The organism is Salinicola sp. JS01 (assembly GCF_030284585.1).
Taxonomy (GTDB): domain Bacteria; phylum Pseudomonadota; class Gammaproteobacteria; order Pseudomonadales; family Halomonadaceae; genus Salinicola.
In genome coordinates this window covers 2,223,075-2,244,865 of the sequence record NZ_CP127244.1, presented here as the reverse complement: position 1 = coordinate 2,244,865, position 21,791 = coordinate 2,223,075, and the positions used below count along the sequence as shown (strand labels likewise).

Sequence of the window (21,791 nt, the reverse complement as noted above, 5' to 3'; positions counted from 1 at the left end):
CGGTCGGCGGCGTTCATCAGACGCCCAGCCCGACGGCAATCGCGATCGCGGCCATCAGGATGGCGCGGCGTAGCATCAGCAAAGAGATAGAATCGAGGCCCTTTGCGGAGTGACAGGTGTAATCGCCGGGGCGCGCGTACCAGAACACCCAGCGATCGAGCCAGTAAGCCAGGTATACCGCCCAGAAGATCTTGGTCAGGCTCCAGATCAGCAGGCCGATCTGCTGCGGGTAGACGACCCCTACGGCAGCGGTGGTGATGATGGCCAGCAGCAGGCACGGCCACAGTCGGGTCGCACCCTTGAGCTTGGTGATGAGGGTTTCGAACACGGTGCCGTCTCCGTCGGTGAAGGGTCAGAATCGATGCGCGTAGCGTGAGTTCTGACGTTACCGGCGGGGGCGGTGGCGGCGGGATTAAGATACTTCAACAAAAATGCCCGCCCCGTGAATGGCGGGCGGGCATCTTGGCACTCGGGGCGCTCTGTGGAAAAGTCTAGCGCTGGGTGAGCATGCGCGACAAGCTCTCGCTGCTGGGTTGCGCTTTACCAGTGGCATGCGTCCCGCAAAGGCTTTATTGCTTCTTCCAGACCGGTCAGAGGGAATTGAGCAGTAATAGGAGTACCGTTGAAAGGCGTCGCGCGAACAGTCAGAACATCGTGACCGAGCAGGCTTCGAATCATTCTTACTGGTGCGGCTCCGTCCCATAGCCCAAGCAACATGTGGTCGGTCGACTCGTCCATCCTGATGACATTGGCCTGCTGGTCATCAATGCGAAGAGTGACTTCGCCATATTGATTCAGATCAGACATGAAATTCTCAGCGAAAAACAGCATTAGCGATGTGCTGTTCTCCTGGCAGCGGAGCATGAGGGTCGCTTTTCTTTGCCTTCCAAGGCGGTCTTTGATGGGCTCGCGTGAGTCTGAGGACAAAAGCACCGTCGTCGAGTCATCGATCGGTGATGTCCGCCGCTTGATGCGCCAGGCGGACTCTGTCTCTGCTTTCCCGACCGAAGAGTGCTGGTCATAGCAGGCTAAGCGGCTTTGGCTGTCGCTGATGCTGGCGCAATCCTGATCGGCATTGGCCGCTGTGGCGCCAGCGAGCGTGACCAAAGCTAGTAAGGCAGCTACTTTCATTTCCGTTCCCTTGCGTTTTCGTTATTCGAACAGCTCTGGCTGTACCCGCCGGCGATGGAGTTCCCGCTGCTCGGACAGGATCGAGTAAACGTACATCTCACTGAGCGCATAGTGTTTCGCCAGCTCTGGCACATTGTCACCAGTGTAACGGGCGAAGATCTCGCGGTCGCGTAGCGCCCGGTCCAGATTGCGTCCTTGGGGGACGTATAGCTGCCTGCCGCCAGCGAAGTGGGCCAGTGCGCGCACGGCGCGATAGGCCCGACGTCTGGCCGTGTCCGGGTCATCCCCTGCGCGCAGGTTAGCGGCTTCAATTACCGCAATCATGTCCGATAGCGCTTGCGGCCAACGGTTGCGGATCTCTGGCGCACTCATGCGGTCGAGCGCATCGTCCGGTAGGGCCTCGCCGCCGAACAGGTCTTGGTTATCGTCGTGCGTTGCCATCGTGCCTCCTCGACTTGATCCCCAGCTCTTTCACCATCTCAGCCAACTTCTGACGATTCCGAGCCTTTTGCGCCTCACTCATTTTAGGCCGCCCCAGCCGAGGCCGCTCTGGGCGTGCCGGCAGCGACTGCAGCAGTTGGCGCGGTAGTGGCCAGCGGTTCGAGTCCCTGGCCAGACGTGCAAACGCGACTCGCAGGCGGTTGGTGTCCAGCTCGGCATCCCAACCGATCGGCGCGCCCCACAAGACCTCGGTCCATGTCTTCTGTGTGTACTTCGCTTCCTCCTCCCATGGGGAGCTAGGCAGGTGTAACACCATCAACCGTGCGAGGCCGTCGTTGATCTCGTTGCGGAACCACTGGGCGGGTTGGCTCATGACCTGCGCTCCTGCTCCATCGCCTGTAAGGCCCGCATTACCCCCTTCGAGACTCTGGGCGAGCTTTCGCGCTCGACTTTGGGGCTGGATTGAACAGAGCCCGCTCCCCTGGCTCGCAGCGATTCAACGACGCGTTTCAAGTAGTTGTGATTCTTGAGCGGTCGAGTGTCTTCGCCGGCATCCCGCTTGCCGCGGATAGCCTCTACCGTCTCGCTCAACGCCGTGCCGACCAGCGTGGTGTCGTCGGCCAGACCCAGTACCTCTCGCATCAGCCGTAACTGGCGCTCGTAGGCCGTGGCCCGCGTCTTGCCGCGAAACAGCCCCACATAGCTGACGAGAGGCCGCGCGACATCCGGCGTCAGTTTGGTCAGTAGCGCCATCATCTCGCGCAGCGCTTCGTCTTCAGCGACGTGCTCGAGCAAGAAGGTGGCGTGGCAGCAGGGGCAGCGAATATCCATCGGTTCTCCGGCGTTTACAGGCGGTTTATTCGGTCTCGAAACGCTCGAGCAGCGTGCGCATCAGGCGGCGGTCACGCTGCCACCGCGCGGGCAGTGATAGCTGGCTGGCCAACTGGTCGCGGGTCTGGTGCCGGGCGGCCAACTCGGTGTCGATCGCGGCCAGCAGCGCGCGTTTCTCCTGCTCGACGTCGAGTGCCGCGATGACCGCGCGGAACTGCGCTTCGGTGCGCAGCCAGTCGATGCGCTCGATGCCGAACTGCTGCTTGGCGATAGCCTGGGCGTACTCCCAGGGCGCGCCCAGATCGGCGAGCTGCGCCTCGATCTTGGTCATCTGCTCGTGCTTGTTGAAGGTATTGGGGACGCGGCCCGCACGCTTCGGCGCCCTGGGCTTGAACCCGAGGCGACGCAGCTCATTGATCACCGCGCCGACGTTGCGATCGGTCAGCTCCTTGGCGCTGGAGACCCCTGCAACGCGGCCGAGCAAAGCGCGATATTCGTCATCGCCCAGCCCGAGCTGTGCCTTGGCGACGTGGATCTGCGCCAACTTGCCGCGATGGATCATGATGACCTCCCAATCAGTTGACGTCTGACGGCCTGACACCAACCGCCGCAAGGCTTCCCCTCGTTGCCTTCGGCGTGGCAGTTGAACTGGGCGCGAGCGCGTACGGACTCGGCGAAGTCCCGCTGGGTATGGAGTGATCGGGACGCATCGGACCCCTTGCGCGCCGCGCAGCCTTCGCACATCGGCACCGCCTGGCGCATCGCTCGCCGCAGACGCTGACGCGAGAGCGTCTGACCCGGCTTGGGCTGATAGCTCAGGCAAGTGACCGCTGCGCCGGGGTCGGTCACCCAGCCACCTGACGGCCACTCGCCGCCGTCCTTCATTTCGATCATGCCGTCGATCACGTCGCAGCCGCCGAACCGGGCGCAGTGCATGCACAGGCCATCGACCAGGCCGGACCACTCGGCATTGGTTGGTGCGTAAGGTTTGCGATCGCTCATGACGCTACCTGCTTCGCGGCACGCTGCGCCTTGAGTGCTTCGTGACGCTGGGTGACTTCTTCGTCTTCGAGCAGTCGGATCGCGTCGTTGTTGGCGACCAGATGCCGACGCATGGATGTGGTCGATTCCCACCACGGATGTCGATGGCTGATCTTTTTCTCCGATTCCTTCTTCCCCATGACGCGCTTGGCCAGGCGTTTTTGCTTGCCGCGATAGACGCTCATGGTTCGCTCTTGGAAAAAGCGTTCGCCGATCTCCGTCGGCCCGTCTTCGCCAAGCCCCAGCCAAGCCGGGTCCAGCCGGCTGTCGACATGAACCACGATGCCGAGACGCAGCTTTCCGACCCGCTCCAGCATCAGGCGCACGAGATAGCCGTCGCAGTCGAGATAGACCGGGTGAAACAGGCGCATGACGTCCGCTTCGATAGCCTTCCACTGCTCGGCGGTTGGTTGTGTCGTTGCCATCTGACCTCCGTTTGGCTGCTCATCAGTGCCGGGCCACCACGCCCGACAGACGCCCCGGCTCACGCCAGGACGTTTCGCTTAGGGGTATGGCGAGGTTTGGAGCTTGCTAAGCACCTCGCGGGCTTTTTCGATTTCGTCCTCGCAAAGCAAAGGGGGGCTCGGGTCTGAGTGGAGAGCGTCCAGTAGCTCCTGCGTTGCCTCCTCAAGTTCCTGGCAAAGCGCCAGCCGGTTGCCGTCGAAGTCGATCGCCACGACGCGGCCATCCTGAAACTTCATTCCAGCGGGGTATGTCGGGTCTGCGTCGTCCGGGTAGCGCACCACGATGGTGTGTTCGGTCATGCTTTGATCTCCACGAGCGCCTCACAATCGGCCCGGACGTCCGTGCCCGCCCGCCAAACGTTGTGCGCCATCACTCTGGACCCGGCCCACTCGACGAACCTGACCAAGGCTTCGATCTTCTCTTCCATTGATTGAGCTTCTGGAACACCAGGCACCAGCAGAGTGGTGTTGTCGTAAGCAAGCCGAGCGACAACCTCCACCTCGGTTCGCAAAATCTTCGGCGGACCGGACGCGATCTCGATGGCGCCTGAGGGTGTCCCCACCCCCAGACCGATGTGGCCGCTGGCATAGCAATAGGCGCGGTAGCGAGTGCGCATATCAGTTCATCTCCGGTTGGTGTGTGACGTGGTAGCGGTAGCGGACGCCGGCTGCGACGTCGCTGTGCCGCAGATAGTCAGGTTTGACGTCGACAGCTTCGCCATAGACCTTGCGAGCCACTCGGCGCGCGGCTTCTTCGTGACTCCATGCACAGGTGGCACGCTTGCCGTGGAGTGTGGCCGCATATCCCCCCATGGCATCGCGAACGCGGATGGTGAGCGATGTCATGCGGCCTCCTCGATGCGCTCGGCGTCCTCGAGCAGCTTGGCGACGAGCTTGTCGACTTCGCTGTCGGTGACCTTGATCACGACCTGGTCATCGGTGTCCTGGACGCTGACGCCGAGCCGCTTCAGCTCGGTGGTGGTCAGCTCGTTGAGCGCCTTGCTGATCGGCTCTTCCTTGACCCGGATCATCGCCTCGGCTTGCTCGGGGAAGTGGCGGCGGATCAGCTTCACGACCTGGGCGGCGTCGTCCCACGTGAGCTTGCCCTTGCCCTTGGCCATGCCAACGCGCACGCCGGAGATCACTACCGTGCGGCGCTTGCCTTCCCACAGCTCGGGGTGGGTTTCGATGGCCGCGCGCAGGCGGTCGTGGGCTTCGCTGGCCCGACGCACAAACTCGCGTATCTCGGGCAGCGCGGCGCGCTTGATCGCTTCGATCTGCTGGTTCATCGTCTCGAGCGTTCGGCTCAGGTTGTCGCGCTCGGCGGCGTAGTCCTCGGCGCGCTTGCTGACGATTTCCATAGGGGTATCAGTCACGGTCGTTCTCCTTCTCGATCTCTTGGGTGACGGCCTCGATCGCGGCCATATAGCGCCCGGCGGTGGGGCCATGCAGGCACACCAGGCCGCCCAGGGTGTTGAACTCGTCGTCGCAGACTGTGATTGCGATCTGGTTAGCTCCCAGGCCGCCCATCTCGCAAAGCAGCGTGCCGACTGGGGTGGCGCTCACCTCCTGGAGGTCAGCGAGTCGTAGAACCATCTGGCTCATGCGGGGCTCCTTTGGCTTTCGCGGTTGGTGACGAACGGCGCGAGATAGTCGAGCAGCGCGGCGGTCTCGGTCGCGTCCAGCGCCAGCTCGGTCTCGTGGGTGCAGAGGGTCAACGTGCCGTCGCTGGCCAGGGCGAACAGCGGGTCGTTGACGGCAGTGCCGGCGGTCTCGGCAGGGGCAGCGGCCAACCGCCAAGCGACTCTTCCGCGCTGAGTCAGCGGTACGCTCTCCAGCACGCCTTGGGTCGCCAGCGCGTTGAGCGCTCGGCTGGCCGTGCGGCGCTCGATCTGCAGCGCACCGGCGATCTCGCGCATGGAGCGCGGCACGCCCGCCCGTGAGAGATACGCCTGAATACGCCCCCGGACCGTTTTCGGCGCGGTGACATGCCCGCGCGAGGCGAGCCAGTAGCGGCGGTGGCCACCGGTCGAGTCGTGCTCGACGGCCCCGCGGGCGGAGAGCCTGTGAAGCGCGCTGGCCACGGTATGCCGGCCATCGGCAAGCTGGCTCTGTGCCAGGATCTCTGCCGGGGAGAGCGTGTCGGTGGCGCGCTCGAGTATCTGCTGGATCTCGTCGTCCAGGGCAGAGGCCATATCGATAGCGGTGCTCATGCGTTGCTCCTGGGGGTGAAGCTGGGGTTGCTGGTCGGGTGCCGGCGATGGCGCATGCGCTCGACCACGGCACCGTTGTTCTGGCGGGGTAGGCCCGCGACCGCCCGCTCTTCGGCGGCGATGTCATCGCGGAACCCGGCGAGCAGCTCGTCGATGTCGAGCAGGTCATCCGGGGCGAGACTGGGCCCTTTCTCCGGGTGTGCGTGCTGGCATGGCATCACGCCGGTGTCCTGTTGCTGCCAGAGGCGCAGGATCGCGGCTTGCTGGCTCGCCAGCGGCGGCTCGCACTCGACCGCTGCACGCTCTTCGAATAGGTCCGGGGCCGCGCAGAACTGCGTAAAGCTCACGCCCAGGCGATCCAGACGCAGGTAGGTGAAGCGCGCCATCAGCTCACAGCGCGCCGGGTTGGCCAGATAGCGATCGAGCTGGATGCCGGCACGGGCGATGCCCAGCAGCACGAATCGATCGGCGTAGTACTCGAGCTGCTCGTCAGCGATACGAGTCATGACACACCTCCCTGATGGCGGGCCGCATAGGCCCGCTTCTCTGTGGCGGTCACCGGGCGGTCGAGCACGACGATGCTCAGCACGGTGAGGTTGGCAATCGGCTCCTGGGTGGCATGGGCGAAGTCGTCCATGCCGATCTGCTGCGCCTGAAAGGCGTTGATTGCGGCCAGCTCGAGCACGCCACCAGCGGCTTCGCAGCCGGCCGGGGCGACCTCGATTCGATAGACGTTCAAGTCGTCCAGGGTCGCCATGACTGGGGTCTCTCCATCGAACATGTCTGGATGGCTGGGGCCGGGCACGAGCAGCGCTTGTGCGCTCACGACTCACCTCCCAGGTCCTGCCAGGCGTCGCGGATGTGCTGCGCCGAGGGGCGGCTGGCGCCACCGGCGGCGGCGAACATGCTGGCCAGACGCAGGGTCTGGCAGAGCCCGCGCAGTGCGCCGGGTCGACGTCCGATACCCAGACAGAGCTGGCGCGACTCCTTGTCGTCGATCTGCCAGGCATCCATCACGGCGTTGATGTCGCCGTCCTTGGGACGAGAGAGGCGCACGCGCTTGGCGATGCGCGAGAACAACTGGGCGAAGCCGATCGAGCGGTTACCGCCGGTGAGCTGGCTGTAGACGATCTCGTTGCCGGAGAGCGCCAGACCGATGCCGGCGCCCTCGGCGAGCTGGCGTACTTGATCCAGTGCGCGGGCGGTGAGGTGCTGGGCTTCGTCGATGATCAGCAGGCCGCGGGTATCCCGGATGCGGTCGATGATCGCGCTTTCGGTCAGGTGGGCTGCGCCAGAGGCGCGGATGCCGACCCGCTGAGCGATCCGCGAGAGGATCGGGCCGGTCGCCGCACACGCCGGCGTGGCGGTCACCACCCAGACGTTGGGCGACTGCTGCTGGTAGCGGCCGATGGTGGAGGTCTTGCCGACCCCGGCGCCGCCGTAGACGACGGAGACCGACTCGGCCATCTGGGCAAAACTGAGCGCGGCGATGATGGCGCGGGCACTGGGCGTTTCGACCCAATCCGGGCCGGCGGGCATCTGCGCTTCCAGCTCATCGTTGGCGCGGCGGCTGTCCAGCCAGCGGCGGATCGCGGTTTCGACGCCGCTGACAGACCCCTTGTAATTGCCGTTTAGCCACTGGCTCAAACGGGCTTTACCGACGCCGGTGAGCTGCGACAGGGCGCTCTGAGAGAGGCTTTCGCTCTTCATGGCATCACGCACTTCAGCGATCAGCGCGTCATCATGTTGGGATCGAATGGGTGCCACGTTGGTCTCGCTCATTGCTATACTCCAGGTGCTAGTTGGGATGGGCTCTGCCCATCAGTGGTACCGGCCCCGGCCTGCCTGCCGGGGTCGTTTCAAACCTGCCGTTTCCGCCAGGCTTCGAACTGGGTCTCAATCACCGAGTCCCAGCTGTAACGCTCCGCCGGCGACTCCTCTTCTTCCGCATTCACATCACTGCCGACGACTTTCCGGCGTTCGCCGAAGCTGGCTCGCGTCACGTCTGTCTGTACGGGTGCGTTGTCTTCCGGGGTCAGGGCGGGCGAGTACTGGGCGGCCTCGATCTCGCTCATGCGGCGTTCTGCCTCGACCTGCTGCTTGGCCGATTTGACGCGCTGAGTGCGGTTGCGCCGCCACTCGCGGGCGGCGCTGCTATCACCGAAGCCGACCGCGTGAATGCACTCGATCTCGCCGATGTAGCGGCCGTCGGCCTGATAGGCATGGACGGATTGGTGTAGCGAATCCGGGTCGAAGCGCACGACGACGCGCCGGCCGATATAGGGGATCAGCGCATCACTGCCGTAGCGGTTGCGGCCATCGGCACCGCGCCCGACGTTGAGACCGATCGAGCTATCTCGTTGCACGGTCACGGCCTCGGCGGCGAGCATCCACATGCGGCGCTGCGCGGTGGTCGGCCGGCGGATGCGTTCAGCGTTGCGCTGATAGCTGGCATCGAACGCCTGGGCGTAGGAGAGCCGACCATCGCAGATCTCGGTACGACGACCCTCGGTCTGATTCCAGAGACGAATCGCGTCGGCTAACACGCTGCAGAACTGCTCGAAGGGAATCGCTGTGCTGCCATAGTTCTCAGGTTTGGCCGTCGGGTTGGGGCCGGTGTAGGCGCCGGCGAACTCCCGGCGCTTGTCGGCGTATTCACCCAGGCCACCCACACCGAAGGCGCGCTCGACCGGCTTCGCCTGACCGTGCCCCTTGCCGTTGAAGACACTGGTCCAGTGAATCTGAATGCCGAGCTGTGGCATCAGACCGATGGGATCTTCCTCGCGGACCTTGAAGCGGTAGCGAGTCTTGACCCCACCGGTCATCCACTTGTTGGCGGCGGCGCGGGTGTTGTCGATAGTCACGTGCTCGGGAATGCCGAAGCGCTCCAGCACATCGCCCAGGGCGAGGCGGATCATGTCCGTGTGCTCGGTGCGATCGGTGCGGAAACCGACGATGCGGCGGCTATAGATGTCCTGCCAGAACCAGGTCTTCGGGCGGTCGATGGTCCCATCGGGGAACTGGACGAAGACGTTGTGCTTGTAGCCGTCGCCGTTGAGCCAGTACATGGCATGAAGATCCCGCACGGTGCGCTGCTGTGCCGGGTAGAGGCGGGTCAGTGCCTCCTCGCCTTGGCGGGTCAGCACACGTGTGGTCTTGGGGATCTGGTCGACCCAACGGGTGATCGTGCGCTGGCTCGGCCAAGCCCAGCCATTGTGGCGTGCGGCCTCTGCCGTCCACTGGTAACAAGCGGCAATGGAGGTCTCTTCGGCGCGCAGATATTCGCCCTTGAAGTACTCCCAAGCTTCGGGGGAACACTCAGCGGTAGCGGTGCGGCCTGCGTAGGCAGGCAATAGCGCGGCGAGCCAGTCACTACGGTCGACGCCCTTGATCTCCTTGAGCCAGCGATAGACCGTAGAACGTCCCTCACCCCACGCCTTGGCGGTCTCGGTGGCGGCTTTCGATCGACCCACGCCGCTATCGACCAGCGTCTCGATGGCCTGGACGACTTGCAGCTTCCGCTTAGCTTCGTCCTTCATGCTTTGCGGAGCGCGCTCGTAGACGTCCCACAGGCTCTCGCGGTCCACGACGCCAGCGGGCGCTTTCATCGGCTGCCGCTTGGGCTGCGGTGTTGGCTCTGCAGCTTTCAATAGCGCGGCCTGGGTTTCGACAGGCAGGGAGCTGAATGCGTATTCACGACCACCGCCGCGGCCAGAGCGCTTCCTGCTTTCCCATCCGTGTCGCTTAGCGGAATAGCTGACTCCCTGAGGTGTTGATGGCATACCGGGCAAACCGGCCAGCTCTCTCAGCAAGAACCACTGCCGGACCTGTAAACTCATGCCTCTTCTCCACTGAATAGCTCAAGCTCTGGGATCTCGTGCTTCCTGACGTTCTCGCGGTGCCCGGCCAGCTGCTGCATCGCCCCAGTAACGCCCTGCATCACATCCGCTGCTTCCGCCTCATCGCGGTAAAACCGCGTGAGCTGTGAAACTGCGTCATTCAAGCTGTTCTGAAGATCGAGCAATCCGGCCTGTCCTACCCGTGCACCAGAGGGGATATCGATAACCAGTTTCTGGGCACTGGTGGCGATGTACTGAGTGACGAACGTGGCATCACAGGCGAACTCGAACGGGCGGATTCGCTTGCTCGGCATGGAGCCATCCTTCATCCAGCCGTAGATCGTCCACTCGCTCGTACCGATCAGCTCCGCTACCCGCGGCACGCTGCGGTTGTGCTTGTGTAGCGCATAGTCCAGGCACAGCCTGATCGCGTGCTGCATGTTGTGTGGCTGGGTCGGTTTCCAGCGTTTTCGCGCCATTGGAGTGCTCTCTATGAAACGCTATACAAAATCGGTTCGGTCCTGCGGGTACCGCTCTCAGGTGCTAGCCGGGTAGGCTGCTGATGCCTAAGAAGGAGAGCCGCTCATGCCACGCTTGACTCGACCTGAGCACCACGGTGCTGATGCCTGCCCTGGGTGGTATTCTTCTGCGCATAACGAACAGGCCAGATTTCACTCGGCTCAATGCCGATGGCCTCTGCGATTAGCCGTTCTCCCTTGGGCCAAGGTCGCTCCATGGCAACGCTTAACGTGGTGGGCGAGGAATAGCCGTGGTGCTTGGCCAGCTTGCGCAGGGACCAGCCGGCTTTTCGAAGCGCAGCTACGATGTCGGCGCGGTGCCAGTTGCTTAGGCTGGTTTTTTTGGCGCTGTTTCGTTCGGCCATGACTGAACTCTTTTTAGCTCTATAGGGTTAGTACATGGCCAAATGTAGCGCTATAGAGATCCCGCATCAAGCTCTTTAAAGTTGAATCTGGCCCATTTGAAGCGCTATAGAGCTGAAAGCCTCGACGAATCAAGGATTTAGGCCAAGATGAAAGAGAACGGAAAAGATGAAAGCGAGCTTGCATCTTCCCGCGCGGAAGTTGAAAGCAACTTCATAGAGCGTATGGAGATCTGCTCCGCTAAGGTGGGTAGCGTTTCAGCGCTAGCCAGAGAGGCAGGAATTTCACAGAGCGGTATCAGGAGATACTTCTCAGGAGGTGAGCCGACAAGGCCTCACCTGCTCTCTATTGCGCAGGCCGCAGGCGTGAATGTGCAGTGGCTTGCAACAGGAGAGGGGCGACAGGAGGCGGTGAGCTATCCGCCACGCCAGGAGGGGGAAGCGCTTAGGGTGCGTGAGAACATGCCGGAGTCGCCACCCGAGCCGCCGGTGAGTGGGCTGGATCTGGCACTGCTGGAGAGGGTCATCACGGAGCTGGAGGAGTCGCTGCAGCACTACGGCTTTAAGCTGCGACCCCATGAGAAGGCAGAAACCATAGCGATGGCTTACGACCTTGCGCTACTGCCGGTCACTCGGGAGGCCAACCTAAAGCACCTGCGTCGCATGTTCGATCGTATGGGGGAAAAATCTCGTGAGTACTACGACAGCCAGGCGAGGGATTAAACGGTTCGTGAACACGGGGTGGCTTTATAGAGCAAAGTCCCGCTTCATTTGGCGCATCCCAGGGTGTTGCTGCAGCTGTCTCATTCCGGTTCGCCACCCTGGCGCTTTCAATCCAGTTTGTGCTGTAGCCGTGCAACCCGCGCCGCTCTGCGATTCCGTCCCATTATGTCCACGCTTCCTGCCACCAAATCCCATTCCCCGTTATGTCCCATACTCAGTGTCCCCCCTCAATCGTGGCCGGGCTGAAGACTCGGAAACGCGAGAAAAAGAGGGTCAGGACGCGCGTGCCGGCGTCTTGCGTGCCGGAGCGCCGTTGGCGACGTAGTAGTCGACCTCGGCCGGCGGCAGCGGCGTCTTGCCGCGCACGCGGTCGGCCAGCTTCTCGGCGATCATGATGGTGGTGGCGTTGAGGTTGCCGGTGATGATGATCGGCATGATCGAGGCATCGATCACCCGCAGCCCCTGCAGGCCGTGCACGCGGCCCTCGCCGTCGACCACGGCGTCTTCGCCGGTACCCATGCGGCAGGTGCCGCAGGGGTGGTAGGCGGTCTCGGCGTGTTCACGCACGAAGGCGTCGAGCTCGGCATCGCTCTGCACGCTCGGGCCGGGGGCGATCTCGCGGCCGCGGAACTCGTCCATCGCCGGCTGGTTGATGATCTCGCGGGTCACCCGGATCGCGGCGCGGAACTCTTCCCAGTCGCGCTCGGTGGACATGTAGTTGAACAGGATGCTGGGCGCGCTCCGTGGATCGCGGTCGGTGAGCTGCACGCGGCCGCGGCTCTCCGAACGCATCGAGCCGACATGCGCCTGGAAGCCGTGGGCCTCGACCGCGCTCTTGCCGTTGTAGCTGATCGCGATCGGCAGGAAGTGATACTGCAGATTGGGCCACTCCTCGCGATCGTCGGTGCGGATGAAGGCCCCGGCCTCGAACTGGTTGCTGGCGCCCACGCCCTGGCCCAGGAACATCCACTCGGCACCGATTTTCGGCTGGTTGTACCACTTGAGCGCCGGATAGAGCGAGATCGGCTTCTTGCACTCGTACTGGATGTACATCTCCAGGTGATCCTGCAGATTCTCGCCCACGCCCTTGAGGTCGTGGACCACCTCGATACCGTGCTTCTCGAGCAGCGCCGGGTTGCCCACACCGGAGCGCTGCAGGATCTGCGGTGAGGCGATCGCGCCGCCGCACAGCAGCACTTCGCGGCGCGCCAGCGCCTGCTGCGGCTGATTCTTGTGCAGGTAGTTGACCCCGACCGCGCGCTTGTCCTCGAACAGGATGCGGTCGGTGGTGGCGTGGGTGACGATGGTCAGGTTATCGCGCTGCTTGGCGATATCGAGATAGCCCCGCGCGGTGGACGAACGCCGCCCGTTGGGGGTGGTCGTCCGATCCATCGGACCGAAGCCCTCCTGCTGCGCGCCGTTGAGGTCATCGGTGCGCGGGAAGCCCGCTTCCACGCCCGCATCGATGAAGGCCTGGTAGAGCGGATTGTTACCCGCCTTGGGCGTGGTCACCGAGAGCGGACCATCGCCGCCGTGGAAGTCGTTGGGACCGATGTCGCGGGTCTCCGACTTCTTGTAGTAGGGCAGGCAGTCGAGATAGCGCCAGTCTTCGAGCCCGGGCCGCTTGGCCCAGTTGTCCAGATCCAGCGCGTTGCCGCGGATATAGCACATGCCGTTGATCAGCGAGGAGCCGCCCAGGCCTTTGCCGCGGCCGCACTCCATGCGGCGGTTATCCATGTGCGGTTCGGGGTCGGTCTCGAACGCCCAGTTGTAGCGCTTGCCCTGCAGCGGGAAGGCCAGCGCCGCCGGCATCTGGGTGCGGAAATCGAAGCGGTAGTCGGGACCGCCGGCCTCGAGCAGCAGCACCTTGACCTCGGGGTCCTCGGTCAAGCGGGTGGCCAGCACGTTGCCGGCGGAACCGGCGCCGATGATGATGTAGTCGTATTCGCGAGCCTGTTGCATACACACGCTCCTTGAGTCAGCAAAGGGGTGAGAGAGAAGCCGCGGGGGCGGGCGGGGGAGAGGGCAGCGGGCCGTGGCGGCCCGCCAGCCTCTCAGCGTCTGGATCGTTGCCTAGACGTCGTCTCGTGGTGTCCAGCGCATCGTCTCGGGTCGTCCAAAACGTCGTGCCAGGCACGTCTTAACTAGAACGTCGTACCTAGAACACGGAGGCGAAGGGCCCCATCTCGATCTGCACCGACTTCGTTTGAGTATAGTGCGCCAATGTCTCGACGCCGTTCTCGCGGCCGATACCGGACTGCTTGTAGCCGCCCACCGGCATCTCCGCCGGCGAGTCGCCCCAGGTGTTGACCCAGCAGATACCCGCTTCGAGGCGATGGATCACCCGGTGGGCGCGGTTGAGCCCCTCGGTGAACAGGCCGGCGGCCAGGCCGTACTCGGTGTCGTTGGCGCGGCGGATCACCTCTTCCTCGTAATCGAAGGCCAGAATCGACATCATCGGGCCGAAGATCTCCTCGCGCACGATACGCATCTCGTCACTGCAGTCGGTGTAGACCGTGGGCGCCACCCAGGCGCCCTGGGCGAAGTCGCCTTCGGTCAGGCGCGAACCGCCGATCAGCAGCCGGGCGCCATCCTGCTTGGCGATATCGAGATAGCCGACCACCTTCTCCAGGTGCTCGAAGCTCACCAGCGGGCCGAAGTTGGTCTGCGGGTCGAGCGGGTCGCCGGCCTTGATGCGCTCGACGCGCTCGACGATCTTGGCTTCGAAGGCTTCCTTGACCGAGCGCTGCACGAACACCCGGGTGCCATTGGTGCAGACCTGGCCGCTGGAGTAGAAGTTGGCCATCATCGCGCCGTCGGCGGCGCGGTCGAGATCGGCATCCTCGAACACGATCAGCGGCGACTTGCCGCCCAGCTCCATGGTGACGTCCTTGAGCGTCGAGCCGGCGGCGGCCGACATCACCTTCTTGCCGGTGCCGACCTCGCCGGTGAAGCTGATCTTGGCGATGCCGGTGTGCTTGGTCAGCATCGCGCCGACGCTGCCATCGCCGTGCACCACGTTGAACAAACCATCGGGGAGGCCGGCTTCGGTGAAGATCTCGGCCAGCTTCATCGCGGTCAGCGGTGTCACCTCGCTCGGCTTGAACACCACCGCGTTACCCGCGGCCAGCGCCGGCGCGGCTTTCCAGCAGGCGATCTGGATCGGGTAGTTCCAGGCGCCGATGGCGCCGATCACGCCCAGCGGCTCGCGCCGGGTGTAGACGAAGGAGTCTTCGCGCAGCGGAATCTGGCTGCCCTCGATGGCAGGGGCCAGGCCGGCGAAATATTCCAGCGCATCGGCACCGGTGACCACGTCGACGCTGGCGGTCTCGCTGATCGGTTTGCCGGTGTTGAGCGTCTCCAGCTCGGCCAGCTCGTCGTTGCGTTCGCGCAGCAGGGCCACCGCCTTGAGCAGGATGCGCGAGCGCTCCATGCCGGTCATGGCGGCCCATTCGCGCTGGGCTCGGGTGGCGCTGGCGACGGCCTTGTCGAGGTCCGCGGCGCTGGCCTGCTGGATGCTGGCGATCACTTCGCCGGTGGCCGGGTTGATGGCGTCGAAGGTGGTCTCGCCGCTGGCCGGCGTACGACGCCCATCGATGTAGAGTGTCTGCGTCTCGAGTCGTGCCATGGTGGTCTCCCTTCGAAGTCGAGTGTCTGATGCGAATCTGGGTGTCGAGCGACTGCCCGGCTCAGGCGTAGTCGCTGGTGCGGCGCTCGGTGCGTTGCGGCGTGTCGAGCTGTTCACGCACGTAGTCGTAGGCCAGCTGCCTGGCCCGGTTCACGTCGAGCCCCTCCTGGGCCAGGGCGCCGCGCAGCCATAGCCCGTCGATCAGTGCCGCCAGCCCGCGGGCCGCATCGCGCGCCTGGCGCTTGGGCAGCACGCGGCGGAACTGGCTGCTCAGATTGGAATATAGTCGGCGATCGTTGACCCGTTGCAGCCGCTGCAGGTTGGTGTGGTGCATGCTGCTGGCCCAGAACGCCAGCCAGGTCTTCATCACCGAGCGGCTGGTCTGGCTGCGATCGAAGTTGCCGTCGATGATCGCGTGCAGATGAGCCTGGGGTGGCGCCTCGCCCAGCATGCGGCGGCGCTCGCTGACGGCGCTGCCGAGATCGCCGAGGATATGGCGCATGGTGGCTTCCAAAAGCCCATCCTTGCCATCGAAATAGTGGCTGATGATGCCGGTGGAGACGCCGGCGTGCCGGGCGATGCGGGCGATGGTGGCATCCGCCAGACCGACTTCGTCGATCGCCTCGAGCGTCGCCTCGATCAACTGCCGGCGACGAATGGGCTGCATTCCGACTTTCGGCATAGGGCTCTCCTACTGCGGTCTGAAACGGCGGATACTCAAATTGGCGCCAGGGCGCTTCGACGTAAGGATAGCGGCATTATGCGATTTTTTTATTGAACGGTCAATCAACAAAAAATCTGCTATTGTGATGCCGAATGAAAATGGCATGATTCGATAATCACTGGTTATTGAGTTGGCCGATTCTCAACCGCAAGCCACACAACAGTCGGGAAGTCGCCCGCCAGCAGCCAGGGCTGCGTGCGGCGCTCGAGCCGGGGTGCTTGGGCACTGCGCAACGGTGATGCAGTTCAGGCGTGGGCGTCATTTTCGTATCAGGGAGATCTTGCATGAAACGACAGTCGCTACTGCTGGCCTTCGCCGGCGCCAGCCTGAGCCTCAGCGCCGCCACCCAGGCGGCGGTGCCGGAAAGCTGCCAGAGCGTGCACTTCGCCGAGGTCGGCTGGACCGATATTCAGGCCACCACCGCGCTCACCAGCGTGGTGCTCGAGGGGCTGGGCTATCAGCCGTCTTCCGACACCGTCTCCGTGCCGGTGGCCTATGCCGGGATGAAGAACGGCGATTTCGACATCTTCCTGGGTAACTGGATGCCGTCGATGGCATCGATCAGCGACCCTTACATCGAGCGCGGCGAGGTCGAGCGTCCGCGGGCCAATCTGGAAGGCGCCAAGTACACTCTGGCAGTGCCGCAGTACGTGCTCGATGCCGGCGTCACCTCGGTCAAGGATCTGGACGCCCATGCCGACCAGTTCGGCCACAAGCTGTTCGGCATCGAAGCCGGCAATGACGGCAACATGATCATCCAGAAGATGATCGACGACGATGCCTACGGGCTGGGCGACTGGCAGTTGGTCGACTCCAGCGAGGCCGGCATGCTCGCCGAGCTGAAGGCGCGCACCCGCAACAAGGAGTGGATGGTTTTCCTCGGCTGGGAGCCGCACCCCATGAACACCAATTTCGACATGGGCTATCTGTCCGGGGCCGATGACTACTTCGGGCCGGACTACGGCGGCGCCACGGTCTACACCAATACCCGCGCCGGCTACTCCGACGAGTGCACCAACGTTGGCCAGCTGCTCGACAACCTGAGCTTCACCCTGACGATGGAAAACCAGGTGATGGGGGCGATCATGGACGAGGGCCAGAACGAGAAAGACGCGGCCCGAGCGTGGCTCAAGGCGCATCCGGACACCCTGACGGCATGGCTCGAGGGCGTGACCACGGTGGACGGTCAACCGGGACTGCCGGCGGTCAAGCAGTCGCTGGGGCTGTGAGCCAGCGCGGCTGATGGCGCCGTTCCCGAACCGCTGCGGTTCGGGAACGGCCGCCGCCATGGCAAGGGTTTGCGATCAAGGGCTTGCGGTCGCGACCCGTCACCGGTATAGTGCGCCACCGTTGCCTTACGGCAACGACCCCGGATGGCTACGTAGCTCAGCTGGTTAGAGCACATCACTCATAATGATGGGGTCCCCTGTTCGAATCAGGGCGTAGCCACCAACTCCCCCCGCGGTATCCGATCTTTCTCCCTTTCTCCTGTTTGTTATTGTTCTCTGCGCGATCTCGTTCGTTGCCGTACGCGATCTTTTGCGCGTCCGCCTCGTGCTGGTGCGGCGTCCTGAGGGCTCGCTCCTCACACATCACGCCTGCAGGTATTCACCCAGGCGCTGCATGAACGCCTCACCTTGGGCGAGCTGCTCTTCGCTGATGAACTCGTCTGGCTGGTGCGCCTGGGCAATGCTGCCGGGGCCACAGATGATCGCCTCGAGCCCGGCGTTCTGGAACTGGCCGGCTTCGGTGGCGTAGGCCACCGCCTGGGTCTCGCGCTCGCCCAGCAGATGTCGGCACAGGGCGATGGCATCACGATTGTCGCTGCCGGCGAGGCCGGGCACGGTGTGCGTCAGCGGTGTGGTCTCGATGGCAAAGCGTGCATCGCGGGCCTTCAGTTCCTGCTCCAGGCGTCGGCTGAAGGTGTCGAAGCGCGAGAACACGGCGTCGAAGCCCTGCTCGGGCAGGTGGCGGATCTCCCACTCGAAACTGCACTCCCGGGCCATGATGTTGATCGCGGTGCCGCCCTGGATACGGCCGACGTGGAGGCTCGAGTGGGCGACGTTGAAGTCGGCGTTGGTCTCTCCCTCGCTGACCATCTCGGCCATGATCTCCTCGATGCGGGTGACCAGGCGCGCCGCGACATGGATCGCCGAGATGCCCTGGTCGACCTGACTGGAGTGCGACTCCACGCCGTGCACCACGGTCTTGAGCGAGGTAATGCCTTTCTGCTGGGTTACCGGGTGCATCAGTGTCGGCTCGCCCACCACCACCACCGCGGGGCGCGGGAAGTCCGCCACCAGACGCTCGATCATGCGCGGTGCGCCGAGGCAGCCGATCTCCTCGTCATAGGAGAACGCCAGCCACACCGGCTTCGATAGTTCTGCCGCCGTCCACTGCGGTACTGCAGCCAGGGCGCAGGCGATGAACCCCTTCATGTCGCAGCTGCCGCGGGCGTAGAGCTTGCCGTCCCGGGCGGTCAGGGTGAACGGGTCGCTGCTCCATGGCTGGCCATCCACCGGGACCACGTCGGTATGCCCGGAGAGCACCACGCCGCCCTCGACCGCGGGGCCGATACGCGCCAGCAGATTGGACTTGCTGCCATCGTCGTTTGCGACGCGCCAGCTCTCCACGCCGTGGGCGGTGAGATAGCGCTCGATAAACTCGATCAGCGCCAGGTTGGAGTGGCGCGAGACGGTATCGAAGGCGACCAGCTCGGCGAGCATCTCGGTCGTGGTGTAGTGGGCGCGCGGGGCGTGATTGGTATCTGCGGAAGGTGTCGTCATAGGTCTCTCGTCTCCTCGTTCTGGTGGCCGCCGGCGCGTTGGCTGAGCGCAGTCAGCTCGCCCATGTACCGCTCGGCGGCCTGCATGTGGGCATACATCACGGCCTCGGCGCGCTCGGCGTCGCGGGCGTGAAAGGCCTCGATCAGTTCCAGATGATAGTCGTGGCCGTGGTAGTTGATATCGATCCCCGCCAGCGCCGGGTCGTGGTGCTGGGCTGCCACCACCTTGAGCAGCAGGCCGTTGAGGAACTCGATCAGAAAGCGCAGCAGCGGGTTGGGCGAGACCGCGGCGAGCAGGTTGTGGAAATCGAGCTCGTCCTCGCGCTCGGCGACACCGCGCCCCTCCGGGCGCTGGCTGCAGCAGCGCCCGGCGGTGGCGCTCAGACGTGCCAGGGTGGGGGCGTCGAGTAGCGGCGTGACCTCGCGGGCGAGCGCCGGCTCCAGCAGCTTGCGCAGGGCGTAGATATCCGCCACCGACAGGTCGCGGCTGAAGCAGAAGTTCCACAACAGCTCGTTGGCGGTGGATGCACTCACCTCGGTGATGCTGGCACCCCCGCCGGGGCCGCTGCGGATCCGGATCAGACCCTGGGTCTCGAGCGACTTCAGCGCCTCACGCAGGGTCCACTTGCTGGTGTCCAGGCGCGCGCTCAAGGCGGCCTCGCTCTCCAGCCGAGCGCCGGGTGGCAGCTCGCCGGAGAGGATGCGCTGGCGCAACCCCTCGGCGATCTGATCCGAGCGCTTGCGGCTCACGCCGGCCCCCAGCCGATCGCCACCGCAAAGGCCAGCACCAGCCAACTGAGCAGAAATACCTGGACCAGCAGTGGGAAGAAGAAGCGCACCCAGCGGTCGTAAGGCACGCGGGCGATCGCCAGCATCGCCAGGGTGCCGCCGGAGGTGGGCACCACCATGTTGGTCAGCCCGTCGCCGACCTGAAAGGCCAGAATCGCGGTCTGGCGGGTCATGCCGATCAGGTCGGAGAGCGGGATCATGATCGGCATGGTGGCCATGGCCTGGCCGCTGCCGGAAGGGATGAAGACATTGATCACCGAGTGCACCAGGGTCATCGCCAGGGTCGACACCAGCACCGGCAGGCCCGCCAGGGGCTCGGCCAGCCCATGAACGATGGTGTCGCCGATATGGCCCTGCTCGATCATCACCTGCAGCGCGCGGGCCAAGCCCACCAGCAGCGCGCCGCTGGTCACCGAGGCCGCCCCCTCGAAGAAGTACTGATTGATGCGTGAAGGCGAGAGCTTGGCCATGGCGCCGATGGCCAGCGCCATGGCCACGAACACACCAGAGATCTCGTTGATGTACCAGCCGTGGGCAAAGACCCCGTAGAGCATGATCGCCAGGCCGACGACGAAGGTGGCGAGGACACGGATATCGGCGGCACGCAGGCGGTAGCTCTCGACCGGCTTGTCCAGACTGCCGGCGCGCTCGTCGCGCTCGAGCAGCGAGGTTTCGGCATCCGCCCGCACGCGCTTCAGGTAGCGGCTGGTGTGATGGGCCAGCAGGGCCAGCGCGCCGATGCAGAGCACGCTGCGCAGCCCGGCGCCGGAGAACAGCGGCAGCTGGGCGATCTGGTCCGAGACACCGACGGTATAGACGTTGATCGGCGAGGTGGCGAAGCCGATCCCCACGCCGCCGAGGGCGATGGCGGTGCCGACCAGACGGTCGCCGCCCAGGGCCAGGCCGAGCAGCACTGCCAGCGGGATCAGCGCAATGTTGTTCTCGTAGCCCACGGCCACGCCGAGCCCGCCGAAGACGAAGGTCATCAGCCATACCAGAGCCGTGGGGCGCTCGCGGCCCAGCCGCTTGACCAGGGTGCCGACCAGATTCTCCAGCGCGCCGGTCGCCTCCATCACCCGAAACAGCCCGCCACCGATGAACACGATCACGATGACGCTGGCCGCAGCGATCATGCCCAGCGGGATGGCATGAAAGATCTGAAGCACCGACGGCGCCGGCTGGTCGATCAGATGGAAGGTGTCGGGGATCACCGCGCTGCGCCCGTTGATCTCATGACGCTCGTAGGTGCCGGCGGGAATGATCTGTGTCAGCAGCCACACCGCGGAGAGCAGGCAGAAAATCAGAATGGCGGGGTGAGGGATGCGCTGGTACCAGGGCTTGCGGGTCGAGGTATCGCGTGCCGTCATGGGCACCTCCTGAAAGATCTTGTTGTTGTCGTCGCTCTCTGACGCACCGCGGGGCCGGTCAAAAGGCGCTATTGATTATAATGAATTGACGCTAAGCCGAATGGGCAGAGGTGTCAACGCGACGAACCGGAGGCGAGCGAGGGAAGAGCAGGGGTAGTGCGTGCGAGATTGCCCGAGAGAGTACCCGCTCACCGTCTCGTTTGCGGCGGGCGAGGTGCAGGCAGCTGGGGTAGGGTGGCATGAGCCTTGCGACGGGGCTTGGCAACGCGGGTGCTGCCTGGGGCTTCGTGCCCAGCGCATTGATTGCGTTGGGAAATTCAGCACCAGGAATTCTAGCCCGATGTGCGATTCACCCTTGACGCCTCGAATCCAGTCCGTATACTACGCCGCGTGCTGACAGATGTTCCCCGATAGCTCAGTTGGTAGAGCAAATGACTGTTAATCATTGGGTCGCAGGTTCGAGTCCTGCTCGGGGAGCCAACAGCCAGCACGCGATGAATCCGATCCCCGATAGCTCAGTTGGTAGAGCAAATGACTGTTAATCATTGGGTCACAGGTTCGAGTCCTGTTCGGGGAGCCATCATCGCCCTACATTGCCGGTAACATATCGATCCCCGATAGCTCAGTTGGTAGAGCAAATGACTGTTAATCATTGGGTCACAGGTTCGAGTCCTGTTCGGGGAGCCATCATCGCCCCACATTGCCGGTAACATGTCGATCCCCGATAGCTCAGTTGGTAGAGCAAATGACTGTTAATCATTGGGTCACAGGTTCGAGTCCTGTTCGGGGAGCCATCGATAGGCAAGAAGAATTCCGCTAAGTGGCACCAGCTCTGCATTCATCCCATATTCCGGCGGATGAGGTGTGATTTTTTGCGTTCCAGCACCGGCCTTTTCTAAAGGCGGTTTCGGCAATACCACCACGATAGCCAACCT

At 63.9% G+C, this 21,791-nt stretch carries 28 protein-coding genes, 5 tRNA genes and 1 other RNA gene; 7 read left to right on the top strand and 27 right to left on the bottom strand.

The features are described 5' to 3' along the window. Positions 1-16: 16 nt before the first annotated feature. From QO259_RS10330 to QO259_RS10230, 21 genes are all read right to left on the bottom strand, one after another. Entirely contained in the window at positions 17-328 is a 312-nt protein-coding gene (locus QO259_RS10330; protein ID WP_285949905.1) for a putative holin, read from the bottom strand. Positions 329-540: 212 nt separating this feature from the next. Beyond that, positions 541-1,131 carry a type VI secretion system-associated protein TagO gene (locus QO259_RS10325; RefSeq protein ID WP_285949904.1) on the bottom strand — a complete coding sequence of 197 codons (591 nt, stop codon included), beginning with the start codon at positions 1,129-1,131 and terminating at the stop codon, positions 541-543. A 21-nt stretch (positions 1,132-1,152) separates the two neighbouring features. Next, positions 1,153-1,572 carry a Mor transcription activator family protein gene (locus tag QO259_RS10320; RefSeq protein ID WP_285949903.1) on the bottom strand — a complete coding sequence of 140 codons (420 nt, stop codon included), beginning with the start codon at positions 1,570-1,572 and terminating at the stop codon, positions 1,153-1,155. After that, positions 1,553-1,945: a hypothetical protein gene (locus tag QO259_RS10315; RefSeq protein ID WP_285949902.1), complete on the bottom strand. Its 393-nt coding sequence runs from the start codon at positions 1,943-1,945 to the stop codon at positions 1,553-1,555. Before QO259_RS10315 ends, QO259_RS10320 begins: the two co-directional genes overlap by 20 nt. Then, positions 1,942-2,403: an HI_1489 N-terminal domain-containing protein gene (locus tag QO259_RS10310; protein WP_285949901.1), complete on the bottom strand. Its 462-nt coding sequence runs from the start codon at positions 2,401-2,403 to the stop codon at positions 1,942-1,944. Before QO259_RS10310 ends, QO259_RS10315 begins: the two co-directional genes overlap by 4 nt. 25 nt (positions 2,404-2,428) lie before the next feature. Continuing rightward, positions 2,429-2,965 carry a regulatory protein GemA gene (locus tag QO259_RS10305; RefSeq protein WP_285949900.1) on the bottom strand — a complete coding sequence of 179 codons (537 nt, stop codon included), beginning with the start codon at positions 2,963-2,965 and terminating at the stop codon, positions 2,429-2,431. Beyond that, complete coding sequence (locus QO259_RS10300; protein ID WP_285949899.1) at positions 2,962-3,405, bottom strand: hypothetical protein; 444 nt, start codon at positions 3,403-3,405, stop codon at positions 2,962-2,964. Before QO259_RS10300 ends, QO259_RS10305 begins: the two co-directional genes overlap by 4 nt. Continuing rightward, positions 3,402-3,869 (bottom strand): hypothetical protein, encoded by a 468-nt coding sequence (locus tag QO259_RS10295; RefSeq protein WP_285949898.1) that lies wholly within the window; start codon positions 3,867-3,869, stop codon positions 3,402-3,404. Before QO259_RS10295 ends, QO259_RS10300 begins: the two co-directional genes overlap by 4 nt. Positions 3,870-3,878: 9 nt before the next feature. Further along, positions 3,879-3,949, bottom strand: an RNA gene (locus QO259_RS10290) — hammerhead ribozyme type II. Next, a complete protein-coding gene (locus tag QO259_RS10285) occupies positions 3,948-4,208 on the bottom strand; it encodes a hypothetical protein (protein WP_285949897.1) in 261 nt (86 codons plus the stop codon). The genes QO259_RS10290 and QO259_RS10285 overlap by 2 nt, the downstream gene beginning before the upstream one ends. Next, a complete protein-coding gene (locus tag QO259_RS10280; RefSeq protein ID WP_285949896.1) occupies positions 4,205-4,525 on the bottom strand; it encodes a host nuclease inhibitor protein in 321 nt (106 codons plus the stop codon). Before QO259_RS10280 ends, QO259_RS10285 begins: the two co-directional genes overlap by 4 nt. A 1-nt stretch (position 4,526) precedes the next feature. Continuing rightward, positions 4,527-4,754 (bottom strand): hypothetical protein, encoded by a 228-nt coding sequence (locus QO259_RS10275; protein ID WP_285949895.1) that lies wholly within the window; start codon positions 4,752-4,754, stop codon positions 4,527-4,529. Continuing rightward, positions 4,751-5,284 carry a host-nuclease inhibitor Gam family protein gene (locus QO259_RS10270; protein WP_285949894.1) on the bottom strand — a complete coding sequence of 178 codons (534 nt, stop codon included), beginning with the start codon at positions 5,282-5,284 and terminating at the stop codon, positions 4,751-4,753. Before QO259_RS10270 ends, QO259_RS10275 begins: the two co-directional genes overlap by 4 nt. After that, positions 5,277-5,513, bottom strand: a complete 237-nt coding sequence (locus QO259_RS10265; RefSeq protein ID WP_285949893.1) for a hypothetical protein — start codon at positions 5,511-5,513, stop codon at positions 5,277-5,279. Before QO259_RS10265 ends, QO259_RS10270 begins: the two co-directional genes overlap by 8 nt. Beyond that, positions 5,510-6,121: a LexA family protein gene (locus QO259_RS10260; RefSeq protein WP_285949892.1), complete on the bottom strand. Its 612-nt coding sequence runs from the start codon at positions 6,119-6,121 to the stop codon at positions 5,510-5,512. Before QO259_RS10260 ends, QO259_RS10265 begins: the two co-directional genes overlap by 4 nt. Continuing rightward, positions 6,118-6,627: a hypothetical protein gene (locus tag QO259_RS10255; RefSeq protein WP_285949891.1), complete on the bottom strand. Its 510-nt coding sequence runs from the start codon at positions 6,625-6,627 to the stop codon at positions 6,118-6,120. Before QO259_RS10255 ends, QO259_RS10260 begins: the two co-directional genes overlap by 4 nt. Beyond that, positions 6,624-6,947 (bottom strand): hypothetical protein, encoded by a 324-nt coding sequence (locus QO259_RS10250; RefSeq protein ID WP_285949890.1) that lies wholly within the window; start codon positions 6,945-6,947, stop codon positions 6,624-6,626. Before QO259_RS10250 ends, QO259_RS10255 begins: the two co-directional genes overlap by 4 nt. Further along, positions 6,944-7,903, bottom strand: coding sequence for an AAA family ATPase (locus QO259_RS10245; RefSeq protein ID WP_285949889.1), 960 nt, complete (start codon positions 7,901-7,903; stop codon positions 6,944-6,946). The genes QO259_RS10250 and QO259_RS10245 overlap by 4 nt, the downstream gene beginning before the upstream one ends. Positions 7,904-7,980: 77 nt before the next feature. Beyond that, positions 7,981-9,960, bottom strand: a complete 1,980-nt coding sequence (locus tag QO259_RS10240; protein ID WP_285949888.1) for a transposase domain-containing protein — start codon at positions 9,958-9,960, stop codon at positions 7,981-7,983. Continuing rightward, the gene (locus QO259_RS10235; protein WP_285949887.1) at positions 9,957-10,439 is read right to left on the bottom strand and encodes a helix-turn-helix transcriptional regulator; all 483 of its coding nucleotides are present in this window, start codon (positions 10,437-10,439) and stop codon (positions 9,957-9,959) included. Before QO259_RS10235 ends, QO259_RS10240 begins: the two co-directional genes overlap by 4 nt. A gap of 104 nt (positions 10,440-10,543) precedes the next feature. Next, on the bottom strand, positions 10,544-10,843 hold the full coding sequence (locus tag QO259_RS10230) for a helix-turn-helix domain-containing protein (RefSeq protein ID WP_285949886.1): 300 nt from the start codon (positions 10,841-10,843) through the stop codon (positions 10,544-10,546). Positions 10,844-10,990: 147 nt separating this feature from the next. On the opposite strand from QO259_RS10230, the gene QO259_RS10225 reads away from it, so the two are divergent. Then, positions 10,991-11,563: a helix-turn-helix domain-containing protein gene (locus QO259_RS10225; RefSeq protein ID WP_285949885.1), complete on the top strand. Its 573-nt coding sequence runs from the start codon at positions 10,991-10,993 to the stop codon at positions 11,561-11,563. A gap of 273 nt (positions 11,564-11,836) precedes the next feature. Here the strand turns inward: QO259_RS10225 and betA are convergent, their stop codons facing one another. From betA to betI, 3 genes are all read right to left on the bottom strand, one after another. Continuing rightward, complete coding sequence (gene betA / locus QO259_RS10220) at positions 11,837-13,525, bottom strand: choline dehydrogenase (protein ID WP_285949884.1); 1,689 nt, start codon at positions 13,523-13,525, stop codon at positions 11,837-11,839. A 196-nt stretch (positions 13,526-13,721) separates the two neighbouring features. After that, positions 13,722-15,191 carry a betaine-aldehyde dehydrogenase gene (betB, locus tag QO259_RS10215; RefSeq protein WP_285949883.1) on the bottom strand — a complete coding sequence of 490 codons (1,470 nt, stop codon included), beginning with the start codon at positions 15,189-15,191 and terminating at the stop codon, positions 13,722-13,724. 61 nt (positions 15,192-15,252) lie between these two features. Then, a complete protein-coding gene (gene betI / locus QO259_RS10210) occupies positions 15,253-15,873 on the bottom strand; it encodes a transcriptional regulator BetI (protein WP_285949882.1) in 621 nt (206 codons plus the stop codon). Between the two features lie 326 nt (positions 15,874-16,199). On the opposite strand from betI, the gene QO259_RS10205 reads away from it, so the two are divergent. Together QO259_RS10205 and QO259_RS10200 are read left to right on the top strand one after the other, a co-directional pair. Continuing rightward, positions 16,200-17,144, top strand: a complete 945-nt coding sequence (locus QO259_RS10205; protein WP_285949881.1) for a choline ABC transporter substrate-binding protein — start codon at positions 16,200-16,202, stop codon at positions 17,142-17,144. 146 nt (positions 17,145-17,290) lie between these two features. After that, positions 17,291-17,367 (top strand) — tRNA-Met (locus tag QO259_RS10200). Between the two features lie 140 nt (positions 17,368-17,507). Here QO259_RS10200 and argE read toward each other — a convergent pair. From argE to QO259_RS10185, 3 genes are read right to left on the bottom strand one after another with little or no spacing between them, the layout of a single operon-like run. Next, positions 17,508-18,701: an acetylornithine deacetylase gene (gene argE, locus QO259_RS10195; protein ID WP_285949880.1), complete on the bottom strand. Its 1,194-nt coding sequence runs from the start codon at positions 18,699-18,701 to the stop codon at positions 17,508-17,510. After that, positions 18,698-19,450: a FadR/GntR family transcriptional regulator gene (locus tag QO259_RS10190; RefSeq protein WP_285949879.1), complete on the bottom strand. Its 753-nt coding sequence runs from the start codon at positions 19,448-19,450 to the stop codon at positions 18,698-18,700. The genes argE and QO259_RS10190 overlap by 4 nt, the downstream gene beginning before the upstream one ends. Then, on the bottom strand, positions 19,447-20,856 hold the full coding sequence (locus QO259_RS10185) for a YfcC family protein (protein WP_285949878.1): 1,410 nt from the start codon (positions 20,854-20,856) through the stop codon (positions 19,447-19,449). The genes QO259_RS10190 and QO259_RS10185 overlap by 4 nt, the downstream gene beginning before the upstream one ends. A gap of 404 nt (positions 20,857-21,260) precedes the next feature. Here QO259_RS10185 and QO259_RS10180 point away from each other — a divergent pair. The 4 genes from QO259_RS10180 to QO259_RS10165 all read left to right on the top strand — a co-directional run bounded on the left by QO259_RS10180 (position 21,261) and on the right by QO259_RS10165 (position 21,650). Further along, positions 21,261-21,336 (top strand) — tRNA-Asn (locus QO259_RS10180). Between the two features lie 24 nt (positions 21,337-21,360). Beyond that, positions 21,361-21,436, top strand: a tRNA-Asn gene (locus tag QO259_RS10175). 31 nt (positions 21,437-21,467) lie between these two features. Next, positions 21,468-21,543, top strand: a tRNA-Asn gene (locus QO259_RS10170). A 31-nt stretch (positions 21,544-21,574) separates the two neighbouring features. Beyond that, a tRNA-Asn gene (locus tag QO259_RS10165) sits at positions 21,575-21,650 on the top strand. Positions 21,651-21,791 lie beyond the last annotated feature (141 nt).

Bases quoted from the DNA above. Each gene is read 5' to 3' on its own strand.
- QO259_RS10325 (WP_285949904.1), bottom strand. From the start codon at position 1,131: ATGAAAGTAGCTGCCTTACTAGCTTTGGTCACGCTCGCTGGCGCCACA.
- QO259_RS10185 (WP_285949878.1), bottom strand. From the start codon at position 20,856: ATGACGGCACGCGATACCTCGACCCGCAAGCCCTGGTACCAGCGCATC.
- betB (WP_285949883.1), bottom strand. From the start codon at position 15,191: ATGGCACGACTCGAGACGCAGACACTCTACATCGATGGGCGTCGTACG.
- QO259_RS10235 (WP_285949887.1), bottom strand. From the start codon at position 10,439: ATGGCGCGAAAACGCTGGAAACCGACCCAGCCACACAACATGCAGCAC.
- QO259_RS10245 (WP_285949889.1), bottom strand. From the start codon at position 7,903: ATGAGCGAGACCAACGTGGCACCCATTCGATCCCAACATGATGACGCG.
- QO259_RS10275 (WP_285949895.1), bottom strand. From the start codon at position 4,754: ATGACATCGCTCACCATCCGCGTTCGCGATGCCATGGGGGGATATGCG.
- QO259_RS10225 (WP_285949885.1), top strand. From the start codon at position 10,991: ATGAAAGAGAACGGAAAAGATGAAAGCGAGCTTGCATCTTCCCGCGCG.
- QO259_RS10240 (WP_285949888.1), bottom strand. From the start codon at position 9,960: ATGAGTTTACAGGTCCGGCAGTGGTTCTTGCTGAGAGAGCTGGCCGGT.
- QO259_RS10255 (WP_285949891.1), bottom strand. From the start codon at position 6,627: ATGACTCGTATCGCTGACGAGCAGCTCGAGTACTACGCCGATCGATTC.
- QO259_RS10315 (WP_285949902.1), bottom strand. From the start codon at position 1,945: ATGAGCCAACCCGCCCAGTGGTTCCGCAACGAGATCAACGACGGCCTC.
- QO259_RS10300 (WP_285949899.1), bottom strand. From the start codon at position 3,405: ATGAGCGATCGCAAACCTTACGCACCAACCAATGCCGAGTGGTCCGGC.
- argE (WP_285949880.1), bottom strand. From the start codon at position 18,701: ATGACGACACCTTCCGCAGATACCAATCACGCCCCGCGCGCCCACTAC.
- QO259_RS10285 (WP_285949897.1), bottom strand. From the start codon at position 4,208: ATGACCGAACACACCATCGTGGTGCGCTACCCGGACGACGCAGACCCG.
- QO259_RS10260 (WP_285949892.1), bottom strand. From the start codon at position 6,121: ATGAGCACCGCTATCGATATGGCCTCTGCCCTGGACGACGAGATCCAG.
- QO259_RS10265 (WP_285949893.1), bottom strand. From the start codon at position 5,513: ATGAGCCAGATGGTTCTACGACTCGCTGACCTCCAGGAGGTGAGCGCC.
- betI (WP_285949882.1), bottom strand. From the start codon at position 15,873: ATGCCGAAAGTCGGAATGCAGCCCATTCGTCGCCGGCAGTTGATCGAG.
- QO259_RS10305 (WP_285949900.1), bottom strand. From the start codon at position 2,965: ATGATCCATCGCGGCAAGTTGGCGCAGATCCACGTCGCCAAGGCACAG.
- QO259_RS10230 (WP_285949886.1), bottom strand. From the start codon at position 10,843: ATGGCCGAACGAAACAGCGCCAAAAAAACCAGCCTAAGCAACTGGCAC.
- QO259_RS10310 (WP_285949901.1), bottom strand. From the start codon at position 2,403: ATGGATATTCGCTGCCCCTGCTGCCACGCCACCTTCTTGCTCGAGCAC.
- betA (WP_285949884.1), bottom strand. From the start codon at position 13,525: ATGCAACAGGCTCGCGAATACGACTACATCATCATCGGCGCCGGTTCC.
- QO259_RS10295 (WP_285949898.1), bottom strand. From the start codon at position 3,869: ATGGCAACGACACAACCAACCGCCGAGCAGTGGAAGGCTATCGAAGCG.
- QO259_RS10280 (WP_285949896.1), bottom strand. From the start codon at position 4,525: ATGCGCACTCGCTACCGCGCCTATTGCTATGCCAGCGGCCACATCGGT.
- QO259_RS10205 (WP_285949881.1), top strand. From the start codon at position 16,200: ATGAAACGACAGTCGCTACTGCTGGCCTTCGCCGGCGCCAGCCTGAGC.
- QO259_RS10320 (WP_285949903.1), bottom strand. From the start codon at position 1,572: ATGGCAACGCACGACGATAACCAAGACCTGTTCGGCGGCGAGGCCCTA.